Origin of the sequence: Sphingomonas sp. 67-41 (assembly GCF_001899725.1) — a bacterium.
GTDB classification, from domain to species: domain Bacteria; phylum Pseudomonadota; class Alphaproteobacteria; order Sphingomonadales; family Sphingomonadaceae; genus Sphingomonas; species Sphingomonas leidyi.
The window spans coordinates 1-20,249 of record NZ_MKWJ01000031.1 but is presented as its reverse complement, the minus strand read 5'-3'; the positions used below and the strand labels follow the sequence as shown (position 1 = coordinate 20,249).

General features: G+C 66.7%; 24 protein-coding genes. 14 read left to right on the top strand and 10 right to left on the bottom strand.

Going from position 1 to position 20,249, the window contains the following annotated elements:
• The first annotated feature begins 178 nt into the window (after nucleotides 1-178).
• From thrS to BGP17_RS20675, 4 genes are read left to right on the top strand one after another with little or no spacing between them, the layout of a single operon-like run.
• Nucleotides 179-2,170: a threonine--tRNA ligase gene (thrS, locus tag BGP17_RS20690; protein ID WP_286713640.1), complete on the top strand. Its 1,992-nt coding sequence runs from the start codon at nucleotides 179-181 to the stop codon at nucleotides 2,168-2,170.
• Nucleotides 2,167-2,487, top strand: a complete 321-nt coding sequence (locus BGP17_RS20685) for a hypothetical protein (RefSeq protein WP_286713445.1) — start codon at nucleotides 2,167-2,169, stop codon at nucleotides 2,485-2,487. Before thrS ends, BGP17_RS20685 begins: the two co-directional genes overlap by 4 nt.
• Nucleotides 2,484-2,810, top strand: a complete 327-nt coding sequence (locus tag BGP17_RS20680; RefSeq protein ID WP_167297793.1) for a YnfA family protein — start codon at nucleotides 2,484-2,486, stop codon at nucleotides 2,808-2,810. Before BGP17_RS20685 ends, BGP17_RS20680 begins: the two co-directional genes overlap by 4 nt.
• The gene (locus tag BGP17_RS20675) at nucleotides 2,810-3,259 is read left to right on the top strand and encodes an acetyltransferase (RefSeq protein ID WP_167297792.1); all 450 of its coding nucleotides are present in this window, start codon (nucleotides 2,810-2,812) and stop codon (nucleotides 3,257-3,259) included. The genes BGP17_RS20680 and BGP17_RS20675 overlap by 1 nt, the downstream gene beginning before the upstream one ends.
• On the opposite strand, the gene BGP17_RS20670 is transcribed toward BGP17_RS20675, so the two are convergent.
• A complete protein-coding gene (locus BGP17_RS20670) occupies nucleotides 3,225-4,724 on the bottom strand; it encodes a glycosyltransferase family 39 protein (protein WP_286713444.1) in 1,500 nt (499 codons plus the stop codon). The two genes, BGP17_RS20675 and BGP17_RS20670, sit on opposite strands and share 35 nt — an antisense overlap.
• A gap of 226 nt (nucleotides 4,725-4,950) precedes the next feature.
• Between BGP17_RS20670 and infC the strand changes: the two genes are divergently transcribed.
• Together infC and BGP17_RS20660 are read left to right on the top strand one after the other, a co-directional pair.
• Nucleotides 4,951-5,484 (top strand): translation initiation factor IF-3, encoded by a 534-nt coding sequence (gene infC / locus BGP17_RS20665; protein WP_086127343.1) that lies wholly within the window; start codon nucleotides 4,951-4,953, stop codon nucleotides 5,482-5,484.
• On the top strand, nucleotides 5,484-6,344 hold the full coding sequence (locus BGP17_RS20660) for a glycoside hydrolase family 16 protein (RefSeq protein WP_286713443.1): 861 nt from the start codon (nucleotides 5,484-5,486) through the stop codon (nucleotides 6,342-6,344). Before infC ends, BGP17_RS20660 begins: the two co-directional genes overlap by 1 nt.
• 156 nt (nucleotides 6,345-6,500) lie before the next feature.
• On the opposite strand, the gene BGP17_RS20655 is transcribed toward BGP17_RS20660, so the two are convergent.
• The 5 genes from BGP17_RS20655 to BGP17_RS20635 form a co-directional block, all read right to left on the bottom strand.
• Entirely contained in the window at nucleotides 6,501-6,884 is a 384-nt protein-coding gene (locus BGP17_RS20655; protein ID WP_167297789.1) for a VOC family protein, read from the bottom strand.
• Between the two features lie 16 nt (nucleotides 6,885-6,900).
• Nucleotides 6,901-9,651: a [protein-PII] uridylyltransferase gene (locus tag BGP17_RS20650; RefSeq protein WP_286713638.1), complete on the bottom strand. Its 2,751-nt coding sequence runs from the start codon at nucleotides 9,649-9,651 to the stop codon at nucleotides 6,901-6,903.
• 83 nt (nucleotides 9,652-9,734) lie between these two features.
• Nucleotides 9,735-10,544, bottom strand: a complete 810-nt coding sequence (locus BGP17_RS20645; protein ID WP_167299304.1) for a ferredoxin--NADP reductase — start codon at nucleotides 10,542-10,544, stop codon at nucleotides 9,735-9,737.
• Between the two features lie 31 nt (nucleotides 10,545-10,575).
• A complete protein-coding gene (locus tag BGP17_RS20640; RefSeq protein ID WP_167297788.1) occupies nucleotides 10,576-10,974 on the bottom strand; it encodes a hypothetical protein in 399 nt (132 codons plus the stop codon).
• Between the two features lie 83 nt (nucleotides 10,975-11,057).
• A complete protein-coding gene (locus tag BGP17_RS20635) occupies nucleotides 11,058-11,492 on the bottom strand; it encodes a DUF1003 domain-containing protein (RefSeq protein ID WP_167297787.1) in 435 nt (144 codons plus the stop codon).
• Between the two features lie 435 nt (nucleotides 11,493-11,927).
• Between BGP17_RS20635 and BGP17_RS20630 the strand changes: the two genes are divergently transcribed.
• From BGP17_RS20630 to BGP17_RS20615, 4 genes are all read left to right on the top strand, one after another.
• On the top strand, nucleotides 11,928-12,443 hold the full coding sequence (locus BGP17_RS20630) for a helix-turn-helix domain-containing protein (RefSeq protein ID WP_286713442.1): 516 nt from the start codon (nucleotides 11,928-11,930) through the stop codon (nucleotides 12,441-12,443).
• 65 nt (nucleotides 12,444-12,508) lie between these two features.
• Complete coding sequence (locus BGP17_RS20625; protein WP_167297785.1) at nucleotides 12,509-12,865, top strand: hypothetical protein; 357 nt, start codon at nucleotides 12,509-12,511, stop codon at nucleotides 12,863-12,865.
• Nucleotides 12,866-12,882: 17 nt separating this feature from the next.
• The gene (locus BGP17_RS20620; RefSeq protein ID WP_286713441.1) at nucleotides 12,883-13,395 is read left to right on the top strand and encodes a hypothetical protein; all 513 of its coding nucleotides are present in this window, start codon (nucleotides 12,883-12,885) and stop codon (nucleotides 13,393-13,395) included.
• Nucleotides 13,335-13,919 (top strand): JAB domain-containing protein, encoded by a 585-nt coding sequence (locus tag BGP17_RS20615; protein ID WP_167297783.1) that lies wholly within the window; start codon nucleotides 13,335-13,337, stop codon nucleotides 13,917-13,919. Before BGP17_RS20620 ends, BGP17_RS20615 begins: the two co-directional genes overlap by 61 nt.
• On the opposite strand, the gene BGP17_RS20610 is transcribed toward BGP17_RS20615, so the two are convergent.
• From BGP17_RS20610 to BGP17_RS20595, 4 genes are all read right to left on the bottom strand, one after another.
• Nucleotides 13,866-14,084: a hypothetical protein gene (locus BGP17_RS20610; protein WP_086130971.1), complete on the bottom strand. Its 219-nt coding sequence runs from the start codon at nucleotides 14,082-14,084 to the stop codon at nucleotides 13,866-13,868. The two genes, BGP17_RS20615 and BGP17_RS20610, sit on opposite strands and share 54 nt — an antisense overlap.
• 78 nt (nucleotides 14,085-14,162) lie before the next feature.
• Nucleotides 14,163-14,717: a nucleotide exchange factor GrpE gene (grpE, locus tag BGP17_RS20605; protein WP_167297782.1), complete on the bottom strand. Its 555-nt coding sequence runs from the start codon at nucleotides 14,715-14,717 to the stop codon at nucleotides 14,163-14,165.
• Between the two features lie 10 nt (nucleotides 14,718-14,727).
• Complete coding sequence (gene hrcA / locus BGP17_RS20600) at nucleotides 14,728-15,768, bottom strand: heat-inducible transcriptional repressor HrcA (protein WP_167297781.1); 1,041 nt, start codon at nucleotides 15,766-15,768, stop codon at nucleotides 14,728-14,730.
• An 81-nt stretch (nucleotides 15,769-15,849) separates the two neighbouring features.
• Nucleotides 15,850-16,353, bottom strand: a complete 504-nt coding sequence (locus BGP17_RS20595; protein WP_286713440.1) for a DUF6438 domain-containing protein — start codon at nucleotides 16,351-16,353, stop codon at nucleotides 15,850-15,852.
• Nucleotides 16,354-16,446: 93 nt separating this feature from the next.
• Here BGP17_RS20595 and rph point away from each other — a divergent pair, with 93 nt between their 5' ends.
• From rph to BGP17_RS20575, 4 genes are all read left to right on the top strand, one after another.
• Complete coding sequence (gene rph / locus BGP17_RS20590; protein WP_167297779.1) at nucleotides 16,447-17,160, top strand: ribonuclease PH; 714 nt, start codon at nucleotides 16,447-16,449, stop codon at nucleotides 17,158-17,160.
• The gene (gene rdgB, locus BGP17_RS20585; RefSeq protein WP_286713439.1) at nucleotides 17,157-17,813 is read left to right on the top strand and encodes an RdgB/HAM1 family non-canonical purine NTP pyrophosphatase; all 657 of its coding nucleotides are present in this window, start codon (nucleotides 17,157-17,159) and stop codon (nucleotides 17,811-17,813) included. Before rph ends, rdgB begins: the two co-directional genes overlap by 4 nt.
• Nucleotides 17,814-17,905: 92 nt before the next feature.
• Nucleotides 17,906-18,082 carry a hypothetical protein gene (locus tag BGP17_RS20580; protein ID WP_286713438.1) on the top strand — a complete coding sequence of 59 codons (177 nt, stop codon included), beginning with the start codon at nucleotides 17,906-17,908 and terminating at the stop codon, nucleotides 18,080-18,082.
• Nucleotides 18,083-18,487: 405 nt separating this feature from the next.
• Nucleotides 18,488-20,158 (top strand): YobI family P-loop NTPase, encoded by a 1,671-nt coding sequence (locus BGP17_RS20575; RefSeq protein ID WP_286713437.1) that lies wholly within the window; start codon nucleotides 18,488-18,490, stop codon nucleotides 20,156-20,158.
• The last annotated feature ends 91 nt before the right edge of the window (nucleotides 20,159-20,249 follow it).

Sequence of the window (20,249 nt, the reverse complement as noted above, 5' to 3'; positions counted from 1 at the left end):
GATCGATCGCCGGGGGAGCGATCGGGTTACCGGACCAAGGCGGGACAATGGGACGCCACTCCCTTCGCTTTGCCGCCCTTCCGGCGCGCAATTTCACCAGCGCTTGCTTATATCGCACCCGCGAAGGCATAAGCCGCGCTCCGATCACCCCTTCACGAAAGTCATCCCCGTGTCCGAGATGTTCCGCATAACGCTGCCCGACGGTTCCGTCCGCGAGGTAGCCCCGGGGACTACCCCGGCGGACATCGCCGCCGCGATCGGCCCGGGTCTGGCCAAGGCAGCGCTCGCCGCGCGCGTCGATGGCGAGCTGCGCGACATCGGCCGCCCGTTCGAAGGCGACGCGCAGCTGGCGCTCGTCACCGCCAAGGACGAGAAGGACGCGCTCGAGCTCGCGCGCCACGATTATGCGCACATCCTGGCCGAAGCGGTGCAGAATCTCTTCCCCGGCACGCAGATCACGTTCGGCCCGGCGACCGACGACGGCTTCTATTACGACTTCGCGCCCAAGGACCGCCCCTTCACCGAGGAGGACCTGCCGGCGATCGAGGCCGAGATGCGCAAGATCATCGCCGCCGACGCGCCGCTGATCCGCGAAGTCTGGTCGCGCGCCGACCTGATCGAGCGCTGGACCAGGCAGGGCGAGAGTTTCAAGGCCGAATGGGCGCAGGAGCTGCCCGAGGGCGAGGAGCTGACGGTATACCGCGCCGGCAAGGGCGAGGACGCGTGGCTCGACATGTGCCGCGGGCCCCATCTCGCCTCCACCGGCAAGGTCGATCCCAATGCCTTCAAGCTGACGCGCGTCTCGGGCGCCTATTGGCGCGGCGACCAGAAGAACGCGATGCTCTCGCGCATCTACGGCACGGGCTGGCTCAACAGGAAGCAGCTCGACGAGCATCTGACCCGCCTCGAGGAGGCCGCCAAGCGCGACCACCGCAAGCTGGGCCAGGAGATGGACCTGTTCCACCTCCAGCAGGAAGCGCATGGCAGCGTGTTCTGGCACCCGCACGGCTTCACCATCTGGCGCCAGCTCGAAGCCTATATGCGCCGCGCGATCGACGCCGCCGGCTATAGCGAAGTGAAGACGCCGCAGGTGATGGACGCCCGCCAATGGGAGCAGTCCGGCCACTGGGGCAAGTATCGCGAGAACATGTTCGTCATCCCCGACGAGGTGCCGAACATCGACGACGAGGGCCCGATCGTCTCGGACGCCGCCGACTGGATGGCGCTCAAGCCGATGAACTGCCCGGCGCACGTGCTGATCTTCCGCCAGGGCATCAAATCCTATCGCGAGCTGCCGATCCGGCTCTACGAGAATGGCTGCTGCCACCGCAACGAGCCGCACGGCGCGCTGCACGGGCTGATGCGCGTCCGCCAGTTCACCCAGGACGATGCGCACATCTTCTGCCGCGAGGACCAGATCGTCGAGGAAGTGCAGGCCTTTTGCCGCCTGGCCGACCGCATCTATCGCGACTTCGGCTTCAAATATTCGATCAAGCTGGCGCTGCGCCCCGACAAGCGCTTCGGCACCGAGGAGATGTGGGACAAGGCCGAGGCGGAGTTGCGCGACGCCGTGGTCCGCGCCGGCCTGGCGACCGAGGAATATGGCTGGGAAGAGCTGCCCGGCGAAGGCGCCTTCTATGCCCCCAAGCTCGAATGGCACCTGACCGACGCGATCGGCCGCACCTGGCAGGTCGGCACGGTCCAGTCGGACCGGGTGCTGCCCGAGCGCCTCGATGCCAGCTATGTCGGCGAGGACGGCGAGCGCCATCGTCCGGTGATGCTCCACCGCGCGATCTTCGGCTCGTACGAGCGCTTCATCGGCATCCTGATCGAGCATTTCGCCGGCAAGCTGCCGGTGTGGCTGGCGCCCATCCAGGCCGTGGTCGCGACCATCGTCTCAGATGCCGACGACTATGCGAAGGAAGTCGCGCAGAAGCTCCAGGCCGCCGGCATCCGCGTCGACACCGATCTTCGCAACGAGAAGATCAACTACAAGGTGCGCGAGCATTCGGTGGCCAAGGTCCCCAACCTGCTGGTGGTGGGCAAGCGCGAGGCCGAGGAAGGCACCGTGGCGCTGCGCGTGCTCGGCTCGCAGGGCCAGCAGATGCTGAGCCTCGACGAAGCGGTGGCGAAGCTGGTGGCCGAGGCGACTCCGCCCGACCTCGCATGAACCCGCCCGGCGCCCGGCGGGCCCATTGGGGCATGTTCGCGACGGCAGTCATCGGCGCCCTGGGTGCCGGTTTCGTGTTGTTCGGCTTGCTGGCGCTCGGCGAATGCCTGCCGCGCGACGGCAGTGCCGCGATGCAGGCATGCGACATCGAGAAGCAGCGAGAGTTCTGGCTCTATCCCGCGCTCATGATCCTGTCGCTCGGCGCCGGGGCGAGGCTTCATGCCGCCCGGCCCATCCCGGGTCTGGCGCTGGCCATTGCCAGTCCGCTCCTGAGCCTGGTCCTGCTTTTGACGATAGAGAGGCTCGTCGGCCGATGAACCCCGCCACGCTCGCGATCTACGCGGCCGCCGCACTGGCGGAGATTGCGGGCTGCTTCACCTTCTGGGGCGTGCTGCGGCTGGGCAAGCCGGTCTGGTGGCTGGTGCCCGGCGGCGCGGCGCTGGCCCTGTTCGCCTGGCTGCTCACGCTCAGCAGCGCGGATGCCGCCGGTCGCGCCTATGCCGCCTATGGCGGGATCTACATCCTCGCCTCGCTCGGCTGGCTGGTGCTGGTCGAGCGCGTGCCCGCCACGCGCTGGGACCTGGCCGGCGCGGCGCTGGCGGTGCTCGGCTGCATCGTCATCCTGTGGGGGCGTCGCTGATGGCGCATATCCGCCCGGGCACCGACGCGGACGTCCCGCGCGCGCTGGCGATCTGGCGCGCCGCGGTCGATGCGACGCATGGCTTCCTCTCGCCCGAGCATCGCGCCGAGATCGACGCGATCGTCGCCGAACAGTTCCTGCCCCAGGCGCCGCTCTGGCTGGTCGAGGACGATGCCGGCACGGTGCAGGGTTTCCTCGCCATGGACGGCGCGATGATCGATGCGCTGTTCGTCGATCCCGCCGCGCATGGCCGCGGCTTCGGCACCGCGCTGGTCGGTCACGCGCTGGCGCTTTCGCCGGACGCGCTGGTCGATGCCAATGAACAGGCGGACAACGCCCTGCCCTTCTATCTCGCCCGCGGCTTCGAAGTGATCGGCCGTTCGGAGACCGATCCGCACGGCCGGCCCTATCCGATCATCCACCTGCGCCGTGCGGGAGCGCCGGCCTGACCAGGCACAGGCGCACGGGCACCTGCGCACCGAGCAACAGGCCATGCCCGCGCAGCCAGGCAAGCGGCGCCGGTTCGTTCCGCTCGAAGCGCGCCTCGCGCAGCACCTGTCCGCCCGCGCACGGCACCTTGCCGAGCGTGAGCAGGTCACGGCGCGGCGCGTCCCCGCCCAGCGGCAGCGCAGCGGCGCCGGGAACGAGGGCGAAGGTCCGCCGCGTCCATTCGTCGGTCGCGAGCCTTCCCGGCGGCGCCGCGGCGATCCAGCCCGCGGCGGCGGCCCGCGCCGATGCAAGGTCGGGCTGGTCATAGGCCATCAGCAGCGCGCGGCCGGCGAGCAGCGCGAAGAGCGCCGCGACGATCAGCCGGCCGCCGTCGCGCCAGGCCCGCGCCCCGAGCACGCCCAGCGTCGCCGCCGCCGCCGCATAGGCGAGGGGAAACATGCGCGGCTTGGGATCCACCGCCAGCACATAGGTGAGCAGCACGAAATGGAGCAGCGCCGCGACCGCGACCAGGCGCAGCCACCGATCGCGCCGCCAGGCGCCCGCCCGCGCCACCGCGAGCGCCAGCGCGCCGCACAGCGTCAGCCCGCACAACGGATCGGCCAGAAGGTTGAGCAGCGGGTCCACCGTCCAATGGACATGGATGCCCATGCTGCGCCGCCAGTTGCGGATGAAGTCCAGGTTGAGCAGCGGGCTGCGGCCGGTGTCCACGCCCGCCGCCAGTTCGGTGGTGGGAATGCGGCCATGATGGAGCGAGAGCTTCCAGCCATGGAGCGGGTCGTCGGTCGCCATCGCATAGGCAAGCGCCTCGATGCCGAGCAGCGCCACGGCCGCGGCGGCGAAGGGCAGCGCGAGCCGCCGCCGGTCCGGCGCCAGCATCAGCCAGCCCAGGCCGAGCAACGGCAGCAGCGCCAGGCTGCTCATCCGAGTCATCACGGCCAGCGCCAGCATCGCGCCCGCCACCGCCGCCCAGCGCGCATCGTTCCGCTCCAGCGCGATCTGGATCGCGAGCAGGCCGGCCATGGTCCAGGCGAATTCGGGCTGGTCGACCAGCGGCTGGAGGGCGTTGAGCGGGAACAGCGGCGTCAGCGCCAGCGCCGATCCCGCCAGCATCGCCGCCGCGGCACCGAAGCGGCGCTCGACATTGCCGACGAACAGCAGCAGCCCCGCCACGGTATAGAGCAGCGGCACCAGCCCTACCGTCCAGGGCCGCTCGCCGAGCAGCGACAGCACCGCGCCCATCGGCGCCACCAGCGGAAACCGCGCCGCCCAATGCGTGTCGGGAAGGCAGAGGCCATGCCGGGCCGCGCACCGCGCCGCTTCGAGATAATGCCAGTCGTCGCCGCCGCCGCCGACATAGGGACGCGGGAACAGCAGGACGAGCCCGAGCAGCAGCGCGAGCGGCACCGCCCAGGCGGGCATGCGCCACCCGGTCTCGCTCGATTCGATCGCGGCGATGCGCGCCATGCCCTGCCCTTTCGGGCGCCTTCATGGCCCGGCCGGTCCTAAGCCATCGCTAAAACCGGGCTTGCAGGCCGCGCCTTTACACCCGATATCTGCGGTTGCCGTGCCACAGTGCGCGGAATTTCGGCGGAAATGCAGGCGTCGGACTACCCGAGTGCCGCATCCTGCGTTATTGAGCCGCCCAAACCCTGAGTCCGCAACAACAGGAGCAAGTCGTATACGTCCGCCCATGAATCGCCGCTCGATGGTGGCACCGCCGATGAACGGTCCGCGGTTTAACGAATTCATTCAGTCGCCCAAGGTCCGCGTGATCGACCATGAGGGTGAGAATCTCGGCGTGATGTACACGCGCGAGGCGATGGAACAGGCGCAGGAGCTTGGACTCGACCTGGTCGAGGTTTCCCCCAATGCGGACCCGCCCGTCGCCAAGTTCCTCGATGTCGGCAAGTTCAAGTACGAGGCGCAGAAAAAGGCGAACCTCGCCCGGAAGAGCCAGAAGACGCAGGAGATCAAGGAGATCAAGATGCGTCCGAACATCGACGATCACGATTACGACGTGAAGATGAAGGCGATCCACAAGTTCATCGGCGAAGGCGACAAGGTGAAGGTCACCCTGCGCTTCCGCGGCCGCGAGCTTTCGCATGGCCAGCTCGGCATGGCGCTGCTCCAGCGCGTCCAGCAGGACTGTGCCGAGGATGCCAAGGTCGAATCCTATCCGCGCATGGAAGGCCGCCAGATGCTGATGGTGCTGGCGCCCAAGTGATGCGATGCGGCGCCCTGGCGGCGGCACTGCTGCTGCCGGGCGCCGCCTCCGCCCAGACGATCCAGGCCCCGCTCTCCACCGCCCATGCCGACGAGCCGATGGCGGTGCCGGCGGGCTATGCGCTCGTCTGGTCCGACGAGTTCGACGGCAAGCGCCTCGACCCCCGCAAATGGGCCTATGACACCAGCCGCAACAAGGAAGGCTGGTGGAACAACGAGCTGCAATATTATGCCGCGAACCGCCGCGAGAATGTCCGCCTCGAGCGCGGCCGGCTCGTCATCGAGGCGCGCAGGGAGCGGCTGAGCGGCCGCGCCGATCATGGCGGCCAGGACTATAGCTCGGGCAAGATCCAGACCCGCGGCCTCGCCGACTGGACGGGCGGCTTCGTCGAGGTCCGGGCGAAGCTCGCCTGCGGCAAGGGGCTGTGGCCGGCGATCTGGATGCTCGGCAGCGACGAGAAGGCCGGCTGGCCGGGCCTGGGCGAGATCGACATCATGGAGCATGTCGGCTGGGATCCCGGCCGCGTCCATGGCTCGATCCATACCAAGGCCTATAACCACGTCATCAAGACGCAGAAGACCGCCCAGGCAATGGTGCCGGATGCCTGCACCGCGTTCCACGATTATCAGCTGGACTGGAACCAGGATCGCATGCTGATCGGCGTGGACGGCCGCGCCTTTCTGCGCTTCGACAACGACCACAAGGGCAATCCCGACACCTGGCCCTTTGCCGGCCCGCAATATCTGATCCTCAACGTCGCGGTCGGCGGCTGGGGCGGCGACAAGGGAATCGACGCCGATGCATTCCCGTCGCGCATGGAAGTCGATTACGTGCGGGTGTGGCAGAAGAAGCCGGGCTAGCGAGCGGCGGCAGGCGGCGACGCCCTGTCCTTCCCCACCTCTCTGCGAAGCCAGGATCCCAGGCGAAGGCGCATGGCCTCCCCACCGTCATGCTGAACTTGCCTGGCGATTATTCCCTGGAGACAAGCCCCCTGAAATACAGGGAAGGGCCGGCCGTCAGGCCGCGGGCGGCTCCCACAGCTCGATCGGGTTGCCTTCGGGATCGTGGATGCGGGCGAAACGGCCGGTCTCCGGCGTGTCCCACTCGTCCTTGGTGGTGATCTCCACTCCGCGCGCGTTGAGCTGCTCAAGCAGGCTGTCCAGGTCGCGCACCCGGAAGTTGAGCATGCAGCTCTTGTCCGACGCGAAATAGTCGGTCGTCGCCTTGAACGGCTCGAACACCACCGGGCCGGGTTCCGGATGCCAGAACCACGGGCTGGTCTGGCCGCTCTCATCGGCCCCGAAGCCGCCGCCCACGCCGAGCACCTCGCCATACCAGGCCTTGAGCCCCTCGGGGTCCTGCGCCCGGAAGAAGAAGCCCCCCAGTCCGATCACCGGCATTCTCGATCTCCTTCCGTCAGGCGGCCTCGGCCACCGTTCCATCGCCCATCGCGGCCTCGAGCAGGCGGCGCTCGATCGTCTTCAATCGGCCGCCGCTCTCGATCTTATCGCCGATCAGATCGGTCAGATAGAAGGTATCGACCGCGCGCTCGCCATAGGTGGCGACATGCGCGGAATGGATCGTCACCTTCGACTGGAACAGCGCGTAGGCGAGATGGAAGAGCAAGGCCGGCCGGTCGCGCGCGTTGATCTCCACCACGGTGAAGCGGTTCGAGGCATTGTTGTCGATCAGCACGTTCGGCTCGATCGCAAAGGCTTCCGCGCGGGCCCGGACCAACGGCTTGGCCTTGAGCCGGTCCTGGAGCTTGGCACGGTTGGCCAGCGCATCGGCGATCGTCGCCTTGATCCGGTTGAGCCGCGCCTCCTCGTCGAACGGCCGCCCCAGCGGGTCCTGGATCAGGAAATTGTCGAGCGCCATGCCGTCGCGGGTAGTGTGGATGCGCGCATCGATGATGTTGCCGCCGGCGACATGGATCGCCCCGGCGATGCGATAGAACAGGCCGGGATGATCGGCGGCATAGACCGTCACCAGCGTCGCGCCGCGCTCGGGATAGACCTGCGCCTCGACCGAGAGCTGGGCATCGCCCGCCGCGTCGATCTGGCGGGCATTGCGCTCGAGCACGTCGGCCGGCTCGGCGATCCAGTAGCTCTCGGTCATCCGCTTCCTGAACGCGGCCATCCGCGCCTCGTCCCAGCGGAGCAGCTGGGCGAGCTCCTCCTGCTTGGCGGCGATCCGCTCGGTCCGCCCACGCTGCTTGTGGCCCAGGCGAAGCACTTCCTCGGTAGCATCGTACAGGTCGGCGAGCAGCTGGCGTTTCCAGCCGTTCCACACGCCCGGCCCCACTGCGCGGATGTCGACGATGGTGAGCAGCAACAGCATGCGCAGCCGCTCGGGGCTCTGCACCTGGCCGGCGAAATCGAGGATCGTCTTGAAGTCGCTGAGGTCGCGCTTGAAGGCGGTGGCCGACATGATCAGGTGCCAGCGCACCAGCCAGGCCACCGTCTCGGTCTCGGCCGGGCTCATCCCCAGCCGCGGACAGAGCCGCCCGGCCACTTCGGCGCCCAGGATCGAATGGTCGCCGCCGCGCCCCTTGGCGATGTCGTGCAGCAGCACCGCGACATAGAGCGCGCGGCGCTGGGCGATCTGCTTGAAGATGCTGGTGCCGAGCGGGTGGTCGTCCTTGAGCGCGCCCTTCTCGATCTGGTTGAGCAGCCCGATCGCCCGGATCGAATGCTCGTCCACCGTATAATGATGGTACATGTCGAACTGCATCTGCGCGACGACCCGGCCGAAATCGGGCACGAAGCGGCCGAACACGCCCGCCTCGTTCATCCAGCGCAGCACCGTCTCCGGATTGCGCGGCGACGTCAGCACGTCGAGGAACAGCGCATTGGCGCGGGGATCGTCGCGCACCTCGTCGACCAGCTTGGCGTCGCGCGCGGCGGCGCGCATCGCCAGCGGGTGAACCTCGAGATTGTGCAGGTCGGCCAGCTGGAACAGCTCGATCAGCCGCACCGGATCTTCCCGGAAGAAGTCGTCGCGCGGCAAGGCGAGGCGGCCGCGATCGAGCGTGAAGCCCTTGAGCTTGCGGGGGCGGCGCCACAATGTCGGGAAGCCGAAGCGGCTGCCGCGGGCCGCGAACTTCTCGTCCAGATGGGCGAGGAACACGCCGGTCAGGTCGCCCACCACTTTCGCCTGGAGGAAGTAGAAGCGCATGAACCGCTCGACTTTCGACATGCCGGGCCGGTCCGCATAGCGCATCCGCTCGGCGATCTCGCGCTGGACGTCGAAGGTGAGCCGGTCCTCGGCCCGACCGGTGATCAGATGGAGATGGCAGCGCACCGCCCAGAGGAAATTCTCGGCCCGGCGGAACTGGCGGAACTCCAGCTTGGTGAGCAGCCCCTTCTCGACCAGCTCCGCCGGCTCGCGGACGTTATAGGCGTATTTTCCGATCCAGAAGAGCGTGTGCAGGTCGCGCAGGCCGCCCTTGCCTTCCTTGACGTTGGGCTCGACGACATAGCGGCTGTCGCCCATCCGCTTGTGCCGAGCCTCGCGCTCGGCAAGCTTCTCGGCGATGAAGGTGCGCGCGGTATCGGCCTGGACCTCCGCCTTGAAGCGCGCCGCAGCCTCGTCGTAGAGCGCGGTGTCGCCCCAGACATAGCGCGCCTCGAGCAGGGCGGTGCGCACCGTCACATCGGCCTTGGACTGGCGCACCATCTCGTCGAGCGATCGCGACGAATGGCCGACCTTCAGCTGCATGTCCCACAGCGAATAGAGCATCGATTCGATCACCTGCTCGCACCAGCCGGTAACCTTCCAGGGGGCGAGGAAGCCGATGTCGATGTCCGAATGCGGCGCCATCTCGCCGCGGCCATAGCCGCCCACCGCGATCAGCACCATGCGCTCGGCTGCGCTGGGATTGGGGTTGGGGTGCAGGCGCTCCGTGGTGAAATCCCAGAGCAGGCGCAGGAGCTGGTCGATCAGAAAGGCCCCCGCCGCCGCGATCTCGTGCCCGCGGGAGGGGTGCTCGGCGAGGCGGGCGGCGATCTCGGCGCGTCCGGCATCGAGCGCCGCCTTGAGTTCCTTCGTCCCGGCCGCGCGCAGCCTGGCGCTGTCCTTGGCCTGCAGCGCATGAAGCCGCTCGCCCACGCCCCGCCGGTCGATCAGCGCGCGGCGATTGGGGACGGAATCGAAGCGATTGGCCATATGACGGAGATAGGGAATCGCGGCGAGCGCGTCATCCACTCAGTTCTTCCCCCGGGGCAAGTCCGGGGGACGGAACTGCGCGATCAGCCGACGAAGGCGCGCTCCAGCACGAAGCTGCCGGGGTTCGCGTTCGAGCCTTCGGTGAAGCCGTGGCCTTCCAGCATGTGCGCGAAATCCTTGATCATCGCGTTCGAGCCGCAAAGCATGATGCGGTCGGTCTCGGGATTGAGCGCGCGGTCGCCCAGCACCGGCGGCTGGAACAGCCAGCCATTCTCGATCAGCTGGCCGATCCGTCCCGTGGTGCGGAAGGGCTCGCGAGTGACGGTGGCGATATAGTGGAACTGGAGCAGCGCCTGATCCGCCACCAGCGGATCCCCCGCCAGCTGCGCGGTCAGCTCGTCATGATAGGCAAGGTCGCTCACCCGGCGAGTCGAATGGACGATCACCACCTGGCTGAACCGGTCATAGATGTCGGGATCGCGCGCCAGGCTCAGGAACGGCGCCAGGCCGGTGCCGGTGGCGAGCATGAAGAGCCGCTTGCCGGGCAGCAGCGCGTCGGCGACGAGCGTGCCGGTCGGCTTCTTGCCGAGATACACCTGGTCGCCCGGGCGGACGAGCTGCAGGCGCGACGTGAGCGGCCCATCCTCTACCTTGATCGACAGGAACTCGATCTCGTCCGACCAGGTCGGGCTGGCGATCGAATAGGCGCGCATCAGCGCCTTGCCATCCACTTCGAGCCCGATCATCACGAACTCGCCCGCGCGGAAGCGGAAGCTCGCCGGGCGCTCGATCGCGAAGCTGAACAGATGCTCGTTCCAATGCCTCACCCAGCGGACGGCGCACGTCTGGAACGCAGCGTGCTCGGGAAGGACGATCGGCGGGCGGGCATGCATGTTCACGGGATCAGGTCTCTCTAATTTCACTTCAACGCCCGATTGCGGCGGCAATCCGCGCCACCGCTACGGATAGGGGAAGGCGCGCTTCGGGCTTCACGATCTGCTCGATGATGGCATCGACGCGCGGCTGCGCGCCGGCGCGTGCTAGCGCATGCAGCGAAAGGAGCAAGGCCTCGTCGTCGCCTATTTCCGCCGCGAAAGGCGGTTTGAAGCGAAGTTGGGACAGTGACTCGCGCTCGAGCAGCAGCATTGCCATGTTGAGATCGGGAAGCAGGTTCGCAAGTCCCTGCCTCTGCAACGCGGGCCCCAGCGTCGAGCATGGGCAGCGGCCGGCACGCACGCTCGCCACCCATTGCCGCATCGAGGAGAGCAGCAATTGGTCGATCGGCACGACCTCGGCGACGGAGCGATCCAGGAACTGGTACAAAGGCGATCCCCATGCGCCGGGGGGAATCCGGGCACGCGAATCGCCTTAGCGTTTGTTGCGAATGATTAGCAATAGCGTAGTTTTTATTCGACGCGCGAAAGCCTGGCTATCTCCGCGGTCAGCGCGTCGATCTTCTCGTGCAGGCTGTCGATCTGCACCTCCGTGCGCAGATTGGTCTCATAGTCGAGCCGCGCCTCCAGCCGGTCCTTCGCCGCCTGGCGATTCTGGCTCATCATGATGATCGGGGCCTGCAGCGCGGCCAGCATCGACAGCATCAGGTTGAGGAAGATGAAGGGGAACGGATCGAAGGCATGCGCGCCGAGCAGAATCGTGTTCAGCAGCGCCCAGGCGCCGAGGAACAGGCCGAAGCCGATGATGAAGCTCCAGGAGCCGCCCACCGCGGCGACTCGATCGGCCAGCTTCTCGCCGAAGGTCAGCCGCGCGTCGAACAGCGCGTTCGGATCGCGCCCGATGCCCAGGCGGCGGAGATCCGACAGGAAACGGATGGCTGCGTTCATATTGCACCTCACTGCCGACCGGCCGCCCGGGCCGGTGCGCGAGGTGAGCGGATCAGCTCAGCACGGCGGCCCTGGGCGGCACGGTCGATCGACTATGATCGTTGCTGGACATGACCCCATTCTCGGAGTTGTGGCGGTTGCGGGCGCACGATTGTGCGTCCACGGCCGAGATGGCGGCGGCGGTCCCGGATTTCAAATGAAAAAGCCGTCATGTCCGCATGGGCGGCGCAGGGGCCGAATCCGCTCCGCGTCCCTTCCGGATGCTTAAGCAGTTGATGGGCACCCCGTCCGGGTGCGATGACGGATATGTCTGAGCAACAGGGATTGGATAGTCGCGATGCTTCGGGGATGGGGCGACCTCTTGCCGCCGGATGAAAGGCTCCGGGCCTTCGGGCCGGAACCCCGGCGCGCGATCGCCGCCGTCGCGATCGCCGCATGAACGAGCTGCCGGCCGGACTCACCGCCGAGCAGGTCGAGGTGCTGCGCCTCGTCCAGCAGAACCTTTCGTCGAAGGAGATCGCCCGCCTGCTCGGGATCTCGAAATCGGCCATCGACCAGCGGCTCGACCGTGCCCGCCAGGTGCTCGGGGCCTCCTCGCGGCGCGAGGCCGCCCGCATCTACGCCGGGCTGGAGCAGGGATATGACCGAATCACACGTGACCCGGCGGCGCTTGTCTATCCGGCCCCGGCCACTGCATTTCCGTCGGCGGCGGACAGGAACGACATGCCCGTCCAGCGGGTCCAGGCGACGCGGAGCGCGTTCGACATGGATCCGGGGGTTGGACATGTCAGCCTGCGCCAGCTGTTGAAGGGGGTACGGCCACATGATCTCAGTACCGCACAGCGGTTCATCCTCACGCTGCTGGTCGCCATCGGCGTGCCGATGCTGCTCGGCGGATTGAGCATGCTGCTCTACGGCGTCGTCGCCATAGGCCGCCTCTTCCTCCGCTAGCCCTCGCCAAAACCCAATGTCGCAACAACCTGCGCCGGCCCTGCCGCGCGGGGAAAGGAAAACGCATGTCCAACCTCCCGCATATCGACGCCATCACCATCGTGGCCAAGGCCACCATCGCCGGCGAGCAGGCTTCGGACGCCGCATTGCGCAACCTGGCGGACCTGGTGAGCGCGACCACGACGCAGGCCGAGGCGATCCAGCTTCCGCCCCATGCCACCCAATCCACGCTCGACCATCTCCGCACCGCGATGATCGCCGCCTTCGACAGCCGTCGCGCCGTGGTCATGGCCCATCAGGAACTCGGCGCGCTCGCGCAGCGGCTCGGCGCCTCGCCGGAGTCGTTCGGCGACCTCTGGCCGTGCCCGCGCTTCCCGACCGGCGCCACCGAGCAGGCGCCGCGTCTGCGCGCCGCCGCCTAACGGCTTGACCGCGCCCCATGGGACGGGCAGCCGTCCGTCCCATGTGGCACGTCGCAGTCTTTCTGATCCTGCTCGTCGCGAGCGTCGGCTATGCATTCTGGCGTGGCGGCACCCCCGAGAGGATCGGAGCGGCAGTCGTGCTGGGAGGCACGCTCGGGTCGTTCTTCGCCGTGTCCGGCGCGCATGCGCGCTGGCTCAATCTGGAAACGGGCCTGCTGATCGTCGACGCGACGATGCTGGCCGCGATTCTGATCCTCGTCGTCCGGGCTAACCGATTATGGCCGATTCCCATGGCCGCGTTGCTGATCGTTCAGGTCGCGGGGCATTTTCTCAAGACCCTCGATCCGCAAATCTATCCGTTCCTCTACTGGCTCACGAGCAGCCTGTGGAGCTATCTCGTCACGGCGATCCTGATCGTCGCGACGCACAACCATCGCAGGCGCCTGAAGAAGCAGGGGCAGGACGCCTCGTGGAACGCCTCATCGCGCCGTTCCTTGGCGAACGATCCGGCGATCTCGCGCGAACCCTGATCGCGGCGCACGGCTCGCTCGCCGCGGTGCTGAACGCGGACGAGACGCTGCTTGGCGAGGAGCTGGACGGCGACGATCGTGCCGCCGCGCTGCTCGCCCTGGCGCGCGAGATTCACCTGTTCCTGCTGCGCGAACCCATCCGGGACCGCGAGATCGTCGGCAACTATGCCGACCTCGTCGCCTATCTGCGCGCAGACCTGACGTACAAGCGCACCGAGCAGGTCCGCATACTCTTCCTCAGCTCGGCCAATCGCCTGCTCCGCGACGAGATCGTCAGCGAAGGCTGTCTCGACGAAGCGCCGCTCTATGTCCGGGACATCCTGCGCCGCGCCCTTCAGGTGGGCGCGGGCGCGATCATCGTCGTCCACAATCATCCGTCAGGGGACGCGACCCCTAGCAAGGCCGATATCGACATCACCCGGCAATTGATCGAGGCAGGCAGGACGCTGGGCGTCGTCGTCCACGATCACCTAGTCGTTGCCGGCAGCGGAATCGTCAGCATGCGGAATCTGGGGCTCATCTGAGCCCCAGATCCAGCGATCCTGCCGGACCCGCCCCGGCGTCTGGGCAATCAGATCATGCCCGTGCTGGAGATAGGTCGCGGCAATGTCGAGCCCCGCTTCATCGCAGATCTCGATGGCCTCGGCGGCCAGGCGCAGGGCGCGGGCGCGCGCATCTTCGTTGGACATGCGGGGAAAATATAGTCGCGCCGACGCAGGGTAAAGGACGCGCCCCCACAATCGCTACCGTTACGGATGCATCCCCGCTCAGTCCGCCTTCTTGGCCACGCCCACCAGCGCCGGGCGGAGCAGCCGGTCGCGGATCATGTAGCCCGACTGGATCTCCTGCACGATCGTACCCGGCTCGGCATCGGCGCTCGGCACTTCCATCATCGCCTGATGGCGATTGGGATCGAGCGCCTCGCCCAGCGCGACGATCTTCGAGATGCCGTGGCGCGCAAAGACCGAATCAAGCTCGCGGCCGGTCGCCTCCAGGCCGGTCACCAGGCCCTTGAACTTCTCGTCGTCCTTAAGCTCGGCCGGGATCGCGGCAAGCGCGCGCGAAAGATTGTCGGCCACCGACAGCACATCGCGCGCGAAACCGGTCGCGGCATAGGTCTTGGCGTCCTGCGCTTCCTTCTCGGCGCGGCGGCGGACATTCTGCGTCTCGGCCTGGGCATACATCACCGCCGACTTCGCCTCGGCGAGCTGCGCCTCGAGCTCCGCCACGCGGTCCTGCTCGGCCACTTCAGGCGCAGCCTCCGCGGTTTCCGCGCGCAGCGTCGTGTCGTCCGTGTCCGTCACCTTCGATTCTTCCGTCATATTTCCCTGTTCAGGTCAGCAATCGGGCCAATGTGGCCGCCGTGAAATCCACCATGGGGACGACTCGCGCATAGTTCAACCGCGTCGGCCCGATCACGCCCACCACGCCGACCACACGCCCGTCCAGCGCACGCACCGGCTTGGCGATCACCGACGAGCCGGACAGGGCGAACAGCTTGTTCTCCGATCCGATGAAGATACGCGTCGCTTCGCCTTCCCGAGCCGAATCGAGCAGCCGGGCGATCTCCTCCTGCCCTTCGAGCTCATCGAGCAGCCGGCTGACCTTGTCGAGGTCCTCCGTCGCCGCGGTATCGATCAGCCGCGCCTGGCCGCGCACGATCAGCACCGGCCGGCGGCCGCCATCCTCGCTCCACACCGCCAGCCCGCGCGCGACCAGCGCCGCCGCCGCACTGTCGAGCGCCGCGCGCTGCTGGCCGAGCTCGCGCTCCACCCTGGCCCGCGCCTGGCTGAGCGTGAACCCGCCAAAGGTGCCGGTGAGGTAGTTTGCCGCGCGCTGCAGCGCCGCCGGGTCCATCCCGGGCAGCTCGACCACCCGGTTCTCGACCGAACCATCCTCGCCCACCAGCACCGCCAGCGCCCGATCGCGGCTGAGGGGCACGAAGCCGAACTGGCGGAGCACCGGCTCGGCCTTGGGCACCAGCACCAGCCCCGCACAGGCCGACAGGCCGGAGAGTGCGGCGGTGGTGTTGGCCAGCGCCGCTTCCACCGGGCCGTGTTCGGCGGCGTTGCGCTCGATCGCCGCGCGCTCCTCGACCGAAGGCTCGCTCGCCTGCATCATGCCGTCGACGAACAGGCGCAGGCCCGTCTCGGTCGGCATGCGGCCGGCGCTGGTGTGCGGCGCGGCCAGCAGCCCCAGCTCCTCCAGATCCTGCATCACGTTGCGGATCGAGGCAGGCGAGAGGTTGAGCCCGGATATCTGCGCGATCGTCCGCGACCCCACCGGCGCGCCGGTATCGATATACGACTCGACCACCATGCGGAACACGTCGCGGGCGCGGTCGGTCAGTTCGCGGATCGGCGGGGTGGTCATGGAGCCTATGTAGCGCGGACAGCCGGCGCGCCAACCTCTGCCGTCACCCCGGCCCTGCGCCGGGGCGACGAAGGATGGATCTCAGGGCCGCTCGCCGATCAGCGCCTGGATCGGCAATGCCTCCACGGCGTCGCCCAGCGCCTGGCCAAGCGCGCGGTTCTTCTCCGCGCGGCAGCCATAATAGAAATAGAGCCCCTGGCTGTCGCCGATCGCGCGGGTCCAGGTGATGTCGACGCTGGGCATGTCGGTTGCCGCCGGCTCGCAATTCTTCTCGCCCGGCGCGTAGCGGACCTGGCCGCTCGCCGGCCGGTACGGCGCGAGCTTGGCGGCAAAGGCGTCATATTGCGCGCGGCTGAGCCTGAATGCCTTCTGGCCGGTCACCGCCGTGAAACGCTTGCCCTCGAACATGCCGGTGCCATCGGGGCGCACGGTGACGGCGTAGATCGGGCAGCGGCCGAAACAGGCGCCGGTCTCGTAGCGGATCGAATCGCCTTCGATCGGCACCGGCCCGCCCGGCCCGCCGCTCGGCTTGACGCAGCCCGCCAGCGCCAGCGTGCCGAGTCCCATGATCAAGAGCCTGCGCATTCCCCTGTTCCTCCACGGATCACCCGCCAAGACTGGCGCGTTCCCACCGTTCCGTCTACGTGCCGCTGCGAACCTTGCAGGAGACTGAAGCAGATGCGCCCTTCCGGCCGCGCCCCCGACGAGATGCGTACGATCACGATCGAGCCCCATTTCACGCGCCATGCCGAGGGTTCGGTGCTGATCAGCTTCGGCGACACGCGCGTGCTCGTCACCGCCAGCGTCGAGGAACGGCTGCCGCCCTGGCTCAAGGGCAAGGGCGAAGGCTGGGTCACCGCCGAGTACGGCATGCTCCCCCGCGCCACCCATACGCGCGGCCAGCGCGAGGCGGCGAAGGGCAAGCAGTCCGGCCGCACCCAGGAGATCCAGCGCCTGATCGGCCGCAGCCTGCGCGCCGTGACGGACCTCAGGCTGCTCGGCGAACGCCAGATCACGCTCGACTGCGACGTGATCCAGGCGGACGGCGGCACCCGCACCGCGGCGATCTCGGGCGCCTTCGTCGCGCTGCGCATCGCCGTGAACAAGCTGATGGCTGCCGGGCTGATCAAGGAAGACCCGATCACCGCCCAGGTCGCCGCGGTCTCCTGCGGCATCTACAAGGGCAGTCCGGTGCTCGACCTCGATTATGACGAGGACAGCGCCGCCGACGCCGACGCCAATTTCGTCCTGCTCTCCAACGGCAACATCGCCGAGGCGCAGGCGACTGCCGAAGGCGCGACCTATGACGAGGAAGGGCTGCTCCGCCTGCTCCGCCTCGCGCGGATCGGCTGCAACCGGATCTTCGACGCACAGCTGAAGGCAATCGGATGACCCGCGAAGGCGAAGTTTCCAAGGACATCGGCCCCCAGGCGATCCGCAAGCTGAAGCCGGGCCGGCTGGTGATCGCCAGCCATAATGCCGGCAAGGTACGCGAGATTCGCGAGCTGCTCGGCCCCTATGGGATCGAGCCGGTCTCCGCGGCCGAGCTGGACCTGCCCGAGCCCGAGGAGACGGGCACGACCTTCGTCGCCAATGCCGAGCTGAAGGCGCTGCAGGCGGCGGACCTTTCCGGTCTGCCCGCGCTCGCCGACGATTCGGGGCTGTGCGTCGAGGCGCTGAACAACGAGCCCGGCATCTTCTCCGCGCGCTGGGCGGGAGAGGGCAAGGACTTCGGCTTCGCGATGCAGCGCGTGGAAGAGCGGCTCGCGGCGCTGCCGCCCGAGACCAGCCGCGACGCGCATTTCGTCTGCGCCCTCGCCCTTGCCTGGCCCGACGGGCATGTCGAATGGTTCGAAGGCCGGGTCGACGGCACGCTTGTCTGGCCGCCGCGCGGCGGCCAGGGCTTCGGCTATGATCCGATGTTCGTGCCTGCCGGCCATGCGCAGAGCTTCGGCGAGATGGAGCCCGCGGCCAAGCATGCGATGAGCCACCGCGCCGATGCCTTCCGCCAGCTCGTTGCCGCGGTGCTCGACCAGGAAAGGTGATTCGCGCCGCGTTAAGGATTTATTTCCCGCAACCCCGAACCCAAAGTTAAGTTATGACCCTTGCAATCAGAGCCAAGCGAGGGGTCGCAGAAATGGGTTCGTTCCGCCAGCTGGCGACGATGATACGACACGTCCACGAGACGCACATCCACGGTACCGCCGAAGAGGATGCGGAGGGGATCACGCTCGAGCAAGGCGAGGCCGGCACCGACCGGCCCGGATTTGCCGACGATGCGCAGGTCGCCGAAACGGAGGATGTGCAAGCCTGACTGCCCCGGGAGCCTGGCCTCCCGGGCCGTTTTCCTGTGCTACGGAGCGCCCCCGGGGCCGAGCCTCGCCGGGGGAAGTGGTGGACAGGGCTTCCACAAAAAAGCCAAGTCTAAGACTTTGAAATCAAAGTAGTCTTACTAGGATTACCCTGACCTTTCCCACACCAATTACCACAGGCGCCGCCGCATCCACAAAATTCACGCCCTGCAATTACCTCTTGAGACACCTTGAGACCATTGTCTATACTCAAAATCACCGATAGCGGTGCGAGTGATTTTGGTCCGCTTTGCGCCCTCATCCCGGTCGATCGCCGGGCCAATTGCAGATCCTAAAAGCAGACGCTCGTTGAAGTCGTGACGTTCGACAAGAGTTGGCGGCAAGCGCGTTTGTGCTAGTCCCGGCGAATGAAATCGCGCGCCACATCCGTCCTCCGTTGGATTAGCGTACAGTTGGGCCGAGCAGCGACCTACCTGGACAAACTGACGCATCCAAGCAGCGCCGGGTCGAAGTTCATCGACCTTGCCCCAACCGAGGAGGCCGACAAAGAGGGCGTCTACGCCGAAGCTCTCAGCTTCGCCACGAACAACGAGAGGGTATTCAACATAGCGCTCACGGGTCCGTATGGATCGGGCAAGAGCAGCATCATAAAGTCTTTCCTGAAGCGATACCCGCGACCGGCGCTAAACATTTCCCTGGCAGCCTTCGTGCCGGGGGTCGATGCCGCGAGCGAGGAGGTCCATCGTCAGGAAATCGAAAGAAGCATCCTGCAGCAGATGCTTTACGGCGCTGACGCGAACAGGCTCCCGCTATCACGCTTCAAGCGGATCCGATCCCCCGGCTTCTGGTCGATCTTCAAGACACTCTTCATCCTGATCGGCACAGCCGCCACGGCCTACTTGTTCCTCAACCGCCAAGCCGTAATCGGCGGCACCTTCCTCAGCCCCCTGGCGGTAAGCAACTGGCTTCATTTGGGCAGCATCGTACTGGTGGGCCTCTTCCTGTGGATGACGATCCACCACTTCTACGTCGCAAGCTTCGGCCTGTCGCTGAAGAGCATATCGTTGAGGGACATTGAGATAAAACCCGCATCGGACGCCGGAGAGTCCATACTAAACCGTCATCTAGACGAGATTATCTACTTCTTCCAATCCACAGATTACGAGCTCGTGGTTGTTGAAGATCTCGACCGCTTCAACGACGCGGATATCTTCATCACGCTCCGGGAAATCAATAGTCTTGTTAACGCCAATGCCGGCGTAAAACGGCAGATCAGGTTCTTGTACGCGTTGAGGGACGACATGTTCGTCAACACTGACAGGACCAAGTTCTTTGAATTCATCATACCGGTCATCCCGATCATCAACGCGTCAAACTCGATCGACATGGTGTTGGATCAAGGCAAGCGGCTGGCGCTGATCGAGCGCCTCGACCGCCAATTCCTGCGTGAGGTCTCGAGATACCTCAGCGATCTCCGGCTGATCACGAACATATTCAACGAATACGCGATCTACGTAGCGAACCTCGAAGCCGACGACCAGAACCTGCTCGACGCCAACAAACTGCTCGCCGTACTGATATACAAAAATGTCTATCCGAAGGACTTCGAGGATCTCCATCGCGGAGAGGGAAACCTGGCTAACATCCTCGCTCGCCACGATGAGTTTGTTGCGCGAAGCGAGGCCGCCCATAGGTCGGAGATAGCCGCTCTAGAGCAAAGGACCGTTGCGGCTGAGCGGCAGACCCCCGCCGACCTGCGGGAGCTGAACCAAATCTACGCCATGGCACTTATCGAGCAGCTCCCGGAAAACGTCACCCAGATCAACGTTGATGGGCAGCCTTGGATCACGTGCCGACAACTGCCCGAACAGGACCCCTTCGAACCGTGGATCAGCGGTGGGAGGTTCAACTACCGCACAATGCAGGGTTACAGCCAGCAGGGCCAGCTGGCGGACATCGAGGACAGGGTCGATCCCAGGCGAACTTACTCTCAACGCAGGGACGAAATCCGGGGAAAATCAGATGCCGGGAAGCTGGAGAACCAGCGTCGGATAGCGGAACTGAGGGCGGCTTGTTGATTTCCACTGAGAAGTGACCCGGGTAGGGCGTAAATTTCCACTGAGAATTGACCCATGTTGAACTCGTCCCTGGCTTTGACAAGCGAGGGTA